The organism is Roseomonas sp. E05 (assembly GCF_030063475.1).
Taxonomy (GTDB): Bacteria; Pseudomonadota; Alphaproteobacteria; order Acetobacterales; family Acetobacteraceae; genus Pseudoroseomonas.
The window spans coordinates 1-8,932 of the sequence record NZ_JASIRT010000063.1 but is presented as its reverse complement, the minus strand read 5'-3'; the positions used below and the strand labels follow the sequence as shown (position 1 = coordinate 8,932).

The window sequence follows — 8,932 nt, the reverse complement described above, 5'->3', positions numbered from 1 at the left end:
ATGAAGGACTGGCGGCGCATCGCTACGCGCTACGACCGCTTGGCCAGGAACTTCCTCTCCGCCATCGCGCTCGTCGCAACCGCTTGTTTCTGGCTCCCCTGATTGAGTCGGCAACCTAGTCCGCCGGCGGCGGTGGCGGGAAGGGGGCCGGGTCGGCGAAGCGGCGCACCGTGTTGACGATGAGGCGCGCCGCGACATTGTCGTAGCCATCGACCGGCAGGGCGCCGATGAAGTTCATCGACCCCACGGAGAACACGGCGCCGCCCCCTGGCGTCTCGAAGAAGGTCAGGTCGGAGCGGATGATGTCCTCCCGCCGGGCCGGCCAGGTGTGGTCGCGCCGTTCCTCGTTGACCGGCTGGTAGCTCGGATCGGTCAGCACGGCGCGGCCGACGATGATGGCGTGGCGCGGCGTGCCGAGCCGCGTGTCGGCGCGGTCCAGCTCATGGCCCGCCGCGCCACCACCCATCAGGCCGCGCTCGCCGAGCTGGCCACCAGGCCGGGCCTGCTCGCCCAGCCCTTCCCGCATGAAGGCCACGCGAGGGTCCAGGATGCCGTCGAGGAACTCGTAGGGATAGCCGGCATATTCGCCCTGCGTGCTGAAGCCGACGCCGACGAGTTGTTGCGGCGGGCGGCCCAGGCGGCGCCAGAGGCCGCCATAGCTGCCATCCTGCGCGTGGTAGCTCTCGCCCGGCAGCGTCTCCCACAGGCGGATGCCGCCCTCGGCCCGGCGCAGCTCGAAACTCCAGGGGCCGGTACCGTGCGGCACCACCTTCCAGTAGAAGCCGTTGCCGCCGAGATACATGAAGCGGCCGCCGCGCGCGAGATAGGCGGCCAGCGCGTCCATCGTCTCCACCGTGTGGTATTCCGGGTGCTGCCCCGTCAGCACCACGTTGTAGTTGGCCAGCAGCGCCACGCCCTCGGCATGCACGTCGTGGTCGGTGATGACCTCGAAGTCGATGTCGTTGCGCGTCAGCAGGTCGGTGACATAGCTGTCCGCCGCGATCCAATAGAGGCCGGAGCCGCCCTCGCTGGGATCGACGAGATGGATCTGGTTGACGCGCTTGTCGATCAGCGGCCGGCGCAGCGTGGACATCACCACGCCGCTGCCGTCGGAGTGGAAGTTGTAGGGCGAGACGCCGTATTCCGGATGTCCGTCCGGCGCCTGCGGCAGCGCGCCCCATTGCCGCGCGCGCGGCGTGATCAGGGCCTGCCGCCCCGCCTTCTGGAACTGGCCATAGACCGTGTAGCTGAAGGTGGGGGCCAGGAAGGCCACCCTGGCCTGGCTGCCGGGAACCCTGGCCCGCACATGGAAGACGATGTTGTCGCGGTGCAGCGCGCCCCCGCGCTCCATCTCCAGGTGCAGCGCATAGACGCCGCTCGTCCACGCCTCCGGCACGGTGAAGGCGAGGGAAGGCTGCCAGCCGGCATCGCCCAGGTCGTCGTCGTGGAAGTGGATGGCGCCATACTGGCCCGGGTCCTCCGTCCAGCGATGCACGTCGCCCCGCCAGTTGGAGCCGGTCATGGCGCGCGTGGGCAGGTTGTGCAGCACGCCATGCGCGGCGGCGGGCCCGGTGTCCTCGATCCGGTCGGTGCCCATGGCGCGGGAGAGATCCCACGCCGCGACAATGTCCTCCCCCGCGAGGATGCGCGGGCGCTCGACCTTGCCGTTGAAATGCCGCGTCATCCCGCCCTCCGCGTAGTCCGCGGCGATGGCGACGCGGCCGGTGCCGGAGAGGGCCCCCGGCGCCCCGGCCGAGAGCGCCGCCGCCTCCGGCCGGTCGAGGCGTGGCCGGTGGGGGTGCTGCTCCAGGTGCAGCCGGCCGGACGCGTCGATCCGGCAGGCGATGTCATGCCAGGCCCGCTCGGTCAGCCGGACCCCGGTGGCCAGCGACTGCGTACCCGCGGGGGTCGTCAGGCGGCACCAGGCCCCCTGCGGGCCCGACCCGAGGGTGAGCGTGCCGGTCGCGCCCTGCCAGCACAGCACCGCCTGCTCCCCCGCCGCCAGCCGCGTCGGCCAGATCGTGGCGGCAAGGCCCACTTCTCCGCCCGGCAGCGTGACAGCGGGAACCTCGCCCCAGGAGCCGAGGTGGATGTCCTGCTGCCGCCCTTCATGCGTGCCCTCCAGCGCCCACGGGACCGGCACCTCGCGGTAGCCCGGACCCCGCGGGTTGGGATCGCCGCAGATCACGCGGGCGATCCGGGCGCGGTAGGGGCCGCCGCCCTTGACGGAGATCATGAAGCGGAGCGTCTCGCCGGGGCGGGTGCTCCAGCCCTCGACGTAACCGGTGATCGGCAGCATGGCGGAAGCCTCAGGCGCGGTGGACGTTCCAGAACAGCGGCAGGCCCTTCAGCATGCCCCGCAGCTCCTTCCGGTAGGCGGTCGGCTGGTAGAACAGGCCGAGCGGCACGTAGGGCACGTCGATGAAGGCCTGGCGTTGCGCCTTGATGCCGATCGCACGCTGCGCCGCCGCGTCAGGCGCGGTGAACCAGGCGTCGCGCAGGGCCTCCAGCTCGGGGCTGCTGGCCCAGCCGAAGGTGGCCTTGTCACCGCTGCCGCGCAGGAAGTTGTGCGCCGACGGGTTGAGGTGGGTGACACCGGCCGAATAGGTGCAGAAGAGGCTGTAGCCGCCCTTGTCCGGCGCGTTGCGGTTCGCCATGCGGGTCAGCATGCTGCCCCAGTCCATGAGCTGGTAGTCGATGTTGATGTCGAGCCGGCGGAAGAGATCCGCCGTCACCTCGCTCATCGCCTTGATCGAGGGGAAGTCGGAGGGCGCCATCAGCACCACGCGCTCGCCCTTGTAGCCGGCTTCCTGCAGCGCCTTCTTCGACTCCGCGATGCTGCGGCTGCCATTCAGCGCCGCCATGCCCTCCGCATTGGCCATCGCGCCGCCGGGCGCGAAGAAGCCGATGCCGTCCTTCCACAGGCTTTTGTCTTCGCCGGCGACGGCGATCATGTAGTCGCTCTGCTTCACCGCGCCGAGGATGGCGCGGCGGATGGCCGGATTGTCGAAGGGCGGCTGGATGTGGTTGAAGCGCAGCACCGCGATGGCGCCATAGGGGTCCAGCACCTCCACATTGAGGTCGCGGTTGCGCTTCAGCATCGGCAGCAGGTCGTAGATGGGCTGTTCCCACCAGTCGATCTCGCCCTGCTGGAGGGCGCCCGCGGCGGTGCTGGCATCCGGCATCACCTGCCATTCCACGCGGTCGAACCATGCCACCTTCGGCCCGGCCAGCAGGCTGGTGGCGCCGGCGGGGCGCGGCACGTAGCCGTCGAACTTCTCATAGACCAGGCGCGAGCCGGAGACGTGCTGGTCGGCCCGGAAGCGGAAGGGGCCGCTGCCGACCAGCGCCTTCACCGGCGGCACCGGGTCGTCGGCCGAGGCCAGCCGCTCGGGCATGATGAAGGCGACGATCGAGCCGACCTTGCCGAGCGCCTCGGGCAGCATCGGGAAGGCCGATTTCAGCCGCCAGCGCACGGTGCGGTCATCCGGCGCCGACAGCTCGTCCACCACCGCCATCAGCGAGCTGCCGAAGGCGTCGCGGTGCGCCCAGCGCCGCAGGCTGGCCACGACGTCGCGGCCCCGCACCGGCTCGCCGTCGTGGAAGCGCAGCCCCTCGCGCAGCCGCATGGTGACCAGCCGGCCATCCTGCTCGATGCTGTGCCCCTCGACCATCTGCGGCTGCGTGCTGCCCTGCTCGTCGATGCCGTAGAGCGTGTCGAAGATCATGAAGCCGTGGTTGCGGTTGACCAGCCCGGTGGTGATCGTCGGGTCGAGGATGGCGGCATCGGCCTGGGGCACGAAGCGCAGGGTGCGCGCGGCCCCCTGCGCCCGCGCGGCATGCGGCGCGCCGAGGGCGGTGCCGGCCCCCATGGCCAGTCCGGTGCGAAGCAGGTCACGGCGAAGCATGGTGGATCTCCTGGGAGGAAGGGTGGCGTACCGGTGCTGGCGGGTCCTGGTTGTTCCTGGGTTCGGGCGGCGGCCGCGCGCCCGGGTGGTCCGGCTATTCGGCCGCGGCGCGCGGGGCGCCGAGCCCGGCCTCGACCGCCCGCAGCGTGCGGCTGAACAGGTCGAGGATCTCGTCCACGCCCGCCTCGTCGATGATCAGCGGCGGGCAGAGGGCGATGGTGTCGCCCATCGGGCGGATCACCAGCCCGTTCCGCAGCGCCTCCGCGTCGAAGCGCGCGCCCACCTTCAGGGCGGGGTCGAAGGCGGCGCGGCGGGCGGGATCGGCCACCATCTCCACGCCCAGGATCAGCCCGGCGCCGCGCACCTGGCCGACGATGCCGCTCTCCGCCGCGATTGCCTCCAGCCCGCCGCGCAGCCGCGCGCCCATGGCGCGCACATGCGGCACCACGTCCATCTCCTCGTAGATGCGGATGGTCTCGAGCGCGACGGCGACGCCGACGGGGTGGCCGGAATTGGTGAAGCCGTGGCCGAAGATCTCGCCGCCTTTGTTCATCTCGGCCAGCGCATCCTGGATGGGCTTGCCGAGCAGCACGGCGGAGATCGGGAAGTAGGAGGAGGAGATGCCCTTGGCCATCGCCATCATGTCGGGCGTCATGCCGACGGTCTCGCTGCCCCACCAGTGGCCGGTGCGGCCGAAGCCGCAGACCACCTCGTCGGCCAGCACCAGGATGTCGTGCCGCCGCAGCACCGCCTCGATCGCCGGGAAGTAGCCGGCTGGGGGCACGATCACGCCGCCGCCGGCATTGATCGGCTCGGCGATGAAGGCGGCGATGGTCTCCGGCCCCTCGCGCTGGATCATCTCCTCCAGCGCGGCGGCCAGGCGGGCGACGAAGCCCGCCATGTCCTCGTCCGGCTGCGGCCCGTGGTAGGGGTCGGGGCAGAGGGTGTGCAGGAAGCCCGGCAGCGGCAGGCCGAACTCGCGGTGCATGCGCGGCATGCCGCACATGGAGGCTGCGACGATGGTGGAGCCGTGGAAACCGCGGTCGCGGGCGATGACCTTCCGCTTGCCGGGCTTGCCGCGGACGGCGTGATAGACCCAGGCGAGCTTGACCATGGTCTCCGTCGCCTCGGAGCCCGAGGTGGCGAAATAGGCCTGGGCCTCGGGGATCGGGGAGAGGGAAACCAGCTTCTCGGCCAGCTCGATGGTCTCGGCCGGGGTCTTGTGGTTGAAGGTGTGGTAGAAGCCGAAGCGGTCATAGGCCTCGGCCGCCGCGCGTTTCAGCCGCGCCTCGGAGAAGCCGAGCGAGGTGCACCAGAGCCCGGCCATCGCCTCCAGGTAGCGCTTGCCATTGCTGTCGAAGACATGGATGCCTTCGCCGCGCTCCATGACGAGCGGGCCGCTGCGGGCGTGCGCCTGGGCGTTGGTCTGCGAGTGCAGATGGTAGAGCACATCCCGCGCTTCGGCGGAATTCGGGGCAGGGTTGGGCATCGGCGGGCTCCTGCGGAAGCGGAATTGGCCTGACCAATCTGGCCTGGCCAGCTTCCTTCGGCCGATCCTGCTTGTCAAACCCCGAACCGGGTGTTTCAAGCCGGCCATGCTGCCTGCCACTCCACCTGCGCCACCCCGCGGCTTCGAGATCGTGGCCCGGCAGATCGTGGCCCTGGTCCAGCGGGAGCACGCCGTCGGCCAGCGCCTGCCGGCCGAGCGCGAACTGGCGAAGCGCTTCGGTGTCTCGCGCCCCACCATCCGCGAGGCGATCCTCTCCCTGCAGATGGCCGGCATGCTGGAGGTGCGGAAGAACAGCGGGGCCTATGTCGCCAGCCTGCGGGAGGCGCCGGAGGTCCGGGCGCTCTCCGGCTTCGGCCCGTTCGAGAACCTGCAGGCGCGGCAGATGATCGAGCCGCAGATCGCCGCCCTCGCCGCGCAGCACGCCACGCCCCGGCAGCTCGCCGACCTCGCCACCACCCTGGCCGAGATGCGCGGCCAGCACGCGCGCGGCGAGGAGGCGGACGTGGCCGACCACCGCTTCCACCTCCTGCTCGCCGAGGCGAGCGGCAACGGCGTGCTGGTGCCGATCGCCGACCAGCTCTGGCGCGGCCAGATCGAGAGCGGCATCTGGCAGGAGATCCACCGCTACATGCCGATGGCGCAGTATCGCCCGATCTGGCTGCGCGACCACGAGGCCGTCTTCCGCGCGGTGGAGGAGCGCCGGCCGCGCGCCGCCGCGATGGCCATGACGCGCCACCTCTCCAACATCCGCAAGGCGCTGATGACGACGACCCGGCCCCGCAGCCCGCCCGGCGCGGAAGGCTGCGCCTGAGGGCGAGGCGCTGCCGGTGGGGATTGGCGCGGCGGCGATCCGCATGCGGGTCGGCGAGGTCCCCGCGGGCCCGGGCTATGCCGCCCTGCAGGCCGCGACCTCCTCCGCCCGGAATGGCGCATCGACCTGCCGGTCACGGATGTCGGCCCGTCGGGCGGCATGGATGGCCGCCAGCCCGATGGCCTTCCTCCGTGCCCGAAGCAGGGCCTTTCCGTCAGGCGCCGCCGCGCGGGAAGGCCATCTCCAGGAAGTCGAGGAAGACTCGGATGCGCTGGCTGACATGCCGCTTGCTGTGGTGCACGGCATAGATGCTCTCCTCCATCCGCGCCGCCTCGGCGGGGAAGAGGCGGACGAGGCGGCCGCTGGCCAGATCCTCCGCCACCTGGAACTCCGCCAGCCGCGCGATGCCGACGCCCGCCAGGGCGAGCGCCAGCAGCATCTGCCCCTGGTTCGCCGTCACGCTGCCGCCGGCGCGGATGCGGCGCAGCGAGTGCTCGCTGTCGCGGAAGGTCCAGGTGCTCCAGGGCATCCGCTTGTTGAAGTTGAGGCATTCGTGCCGCGCCAACTCCTCCGGCGTCGCCGGCATGCCGTGCTCGGCGAGGTAGGCGGGCGCGGCGCAGATCACCCAGCGCATGTTGACGATGCGCCGCGCCACCAGCGAGGAATCCGGCAGCTCGCCGATGTAGAGCGCCACATCCACGCCGCCCTCCAGCAGGTTGCCCGCCTCGTTGCCCAGCACGAACTCCAGCCGTAGCCCGGGGTGCTGCCGCCGGAAGGCGGGCACCAGCGGCGCCAGCTGGTGGATGGCGAAGGTCGGCATGGAGCGGATGCGCAGCACGTCGCGCGGCGTGACGCCGGTGAAGGCGACCGCCTCCGCCTCCTCCACCGCCTCGATCGCCTGCCGCGCGGCGGGGTAGAAGGCCTCGCCCTCCGGCGTCAGCGTCAGGCTGCGCAACGAGCGGTTGAACAGCACCACGCCCAGGCGGTTCTCCAGCCGCGCGATCATCTTGCTGATGGCGGACGGGGTGAGCGAGAGGCTGCGGCCGGCGGCGGAGAAGCCGCCATCCTCCACGGCGCGGACGAAGACGAGCATCTCTCCCAGCCGGTCCATGGCGCCACCTGTGACGGTTGTTCACATCAGTTTGGCAGCTTTGGAAATTGAAGGGTGGGGCGCAAGCCCCTAGCTGTGCAGTCCCGGGATGAGGTGGTGCGGGTTAATCTTGAAGATGGCGGGGTCCTTGGCCCAGGCGTCGCAGATTGCCTGGAACGGTGTCCGCCATCGGAGCGCCTTGAGGTGTTTGGCGAAGTTGTAGGCCGTGATGAAGGCCAGAACATGGGCCTTCAGCGCATCGAGGCCTGGGTAGTGGAAGGCCTTGATGGTGGCGTCTTGACGGTTCGGTTCATCCGCTCGGCCTGGCCATTCGTCCAGGGGTGGTAGGGCTTGGTCAGCCGATGCTCGATGCCGTTCTCGCAGCAGACGCGGTCAAAGATGTGGGCGCCGAGATAACGTCGCGTCGGCCCGTCACGGTATTTTGGCAGGTCGGCGAAGGCCATGCCATTGTCGGTCAGGACGGTATGGATGGCGTAGGGGAAAGCCGCAACGACCTCGCGCAGAAAGGCGGCGCCGCTCATCTTGGTGTTGGCCTCCAGGAAGGCGACATGGGTGAACTTCGACACCCGGTCGATGGCCAGGAACATGAAGAGCTTGCCGTCGGCCAGGCGCAGCTCGCAGACATCGACATGCACATAGCCGATCGTGGTCTCGGCGAAGCGCTTCCGCTGCGAGGTCTTCTCCTCGCTCTTCGGCAGGCGAGAGATGCCGTGGCGGGCGAGGCAGCGGTGGAGAGCACTGCGGGAGAGGGCCGGAATGGTCTCCCGCAGGCAGCCCAGGACATCGTCCAGCGGCAGGAGGGTGCGACGGCGGAACTCGACGACGATGGCTTCCTCAGCCTCGGTCAGGACGGTGCTGCGGGGCCGGGCGGGACCCATCGGAGCATCGGCGGTGCCAGTCCGGCCGCGCCATTTGGCGACCGTCTTGGGGTTCAGCCCGTAGCGGGCGGCAAGGGTCCGGGTGCCCTCTTGCGACGCTTTGAGCTCGGCTCGAACACGCGGCGTCGTTCGGGCTGAACCGTGAAGACCGCCTGCCATAGGACATCCTCCCCCTCGCGGGTCAAAGATGCACCACTACTCCCCGGGACTACACACCTAGCCTCCCGGCATGCCGGCCGTTGCCTGTGTGGCGGCGGCCCAGGCCAAGAATGTCCAAGGCGGGAACACAGGAAGGGAGCGGTGCGGCATGTCGTCCACGGCGCGCAACCAGGCCAATGGAGCGGCGTCTCCGGCGGCGGAACTCGATGCCCTGATCATCGGCGCCGGCTTCGCCGGGCTTTACCAACTGCACACGCTGCGCGACAGGCTGGGGCTGAAGGCGCGGGTGCTGGAAGCCGGCGACGGCGTCGGCGGCACCTGGTACTGGAACCGCTACCCCGGCGCGCGCTGTGACTCGGAGAGTTACTACTACTCCTATTCCTTCTCCGAGGAGCTGCAGCAGGAGTGGTGTTGATTGCCACTGAGGCCTGACCCGGGGTTGGAGTGAACCCCTGAGGCTGGACCACGATGGGTCAGAACTAAGCCACCTGCCGGACCAGTTGGTGTTCGAACTCTTCGGGTGACCGGTAGCCAAGCGCCGAGTGGAGGCGCCTG

Annotated in this window: 6 protein-coding genes and 2 pseudogenes; 3 read left to right on the top strand and 5 right to left on the bottom strand. The window is 70.3% G+C overall.

Features of this window, described 5'->3' with window-relative positions:
* Positions 1 to 102: pseudogene (locus tag QMO56_RS26225) on the top strand (IS5/IS1182 family transposase); the annotation flags it as partial.
* Between the two features lie 13 nt (positions 103 to 115).
* Here QMO56_RS26225 and QMO56_RS26220 read toward each other — a convergent pair.
* From QMO56_RS26220 to QMO56_RS26210, 3 genes are all read right to left on the bottom strand, one after another.
* Positions 116 to 2,299 carry a N,N-dimethylformamidase beta subunit family domain-containing protein gene (locus QMO56_RS26220; protein WP_283530535.1) on the bottom strand — a complete coding sequence of 728 codons (2,184 nt, stop codon included), beginning with the start codon at positions 2,297 to 2,299 and terminating at the stop codon, positions 116 to 118.
* Positions 2,300 to 2,309: 10 nt separating this feature from the next.
* Positions 2,310 to 3,908, bottom strand: coding sequence for an ABC transporter substrate-binding protein (locus QMO56_RS26215; protein ID WP_283530533.1), 1,599 nt, complete (start codon positions 3,906 to 3,908; stop codon positions 2,310 to 2,312).
* Between the two features lie 94 nt (positions 3,909 to 4,002).
* Positions 4,003 to 5,397 (bottom strand): aminotransferase, encoded by a 1,395-nt coding sequence (locus tag QMO56_RS26210; protein WP_283530531.1) that lies wholly within the window; start codon positions 5,395 to 5,397, stop codon positions 4,003 to 4,005.
* Between the two features lie 106 nt (positions 5,398 to 5,503).
* Between QMO56_RS26210 and QMO56_RS26205 the strand changes: the two genes are divergently transcribed.
* Positions 5,504 to 6,229, top strand: coding sequence for a FadR/GntR family transcriptional regulator (locus QMO56_RS26205; RefSeq protein WP_283530529.1), 726 nt, complete (start codon positions 5,504 to 5,506; stop codon positions 6,227 to 6,229).
* A 214-nt stretch (positions 6,230 to 6,443) separates the two neighbouring features.
* Here QMO56_RS26205 and QMO56_RS26200 read toward each other — a convergent pair whose 3' ends face one another.
* Together QMO56_RS26200 and QMO56_RS26195 are read right to left on the bottom strand one after the other, a co-directional pair.
* The gene (locus QMO56_RS26200) at positions 6,444 to 7,340 is read right to left on the bottom strand and encodes a LysR family transcriptional regulator (RefSeq protein ID WP_283530527.1); all 897 of its coding nucleotides are present in this window, start codon (positions 7,338 to 7,340) and stop codon (positions 6,444 to 6,446) included.
* A 69-nt stretch (positions 7,341 to 7,409) separates the two neighbouring features.
* A pseudogene (locus tag QMO56_RS26195) lies at positions 7,410 to 8,377 on the bottom strand (IS481 family transposase).
* Positions 8,378 to 8,525: 148 nt separating this feature from the next.
* On the opposite strand from QMO56_RS26195, the gene QMO56_RS26190 reads away from it, so the two are divergent.
* Positions 8,526 to 8,792: an NAD(P)-binding protein gene (locus tag QMO56_RS26190; RefSeq protein ID WP_283530525.1), complete on the top strand. Its 267-nt coding sequence runs from the start codon at positions 8,526 to 8,528 to the stop codon at positions 8,790 to 8,792.
* The last annotated feature ends 140 nt before the right edge of the window (positions 8,793 to 8,932 follow it).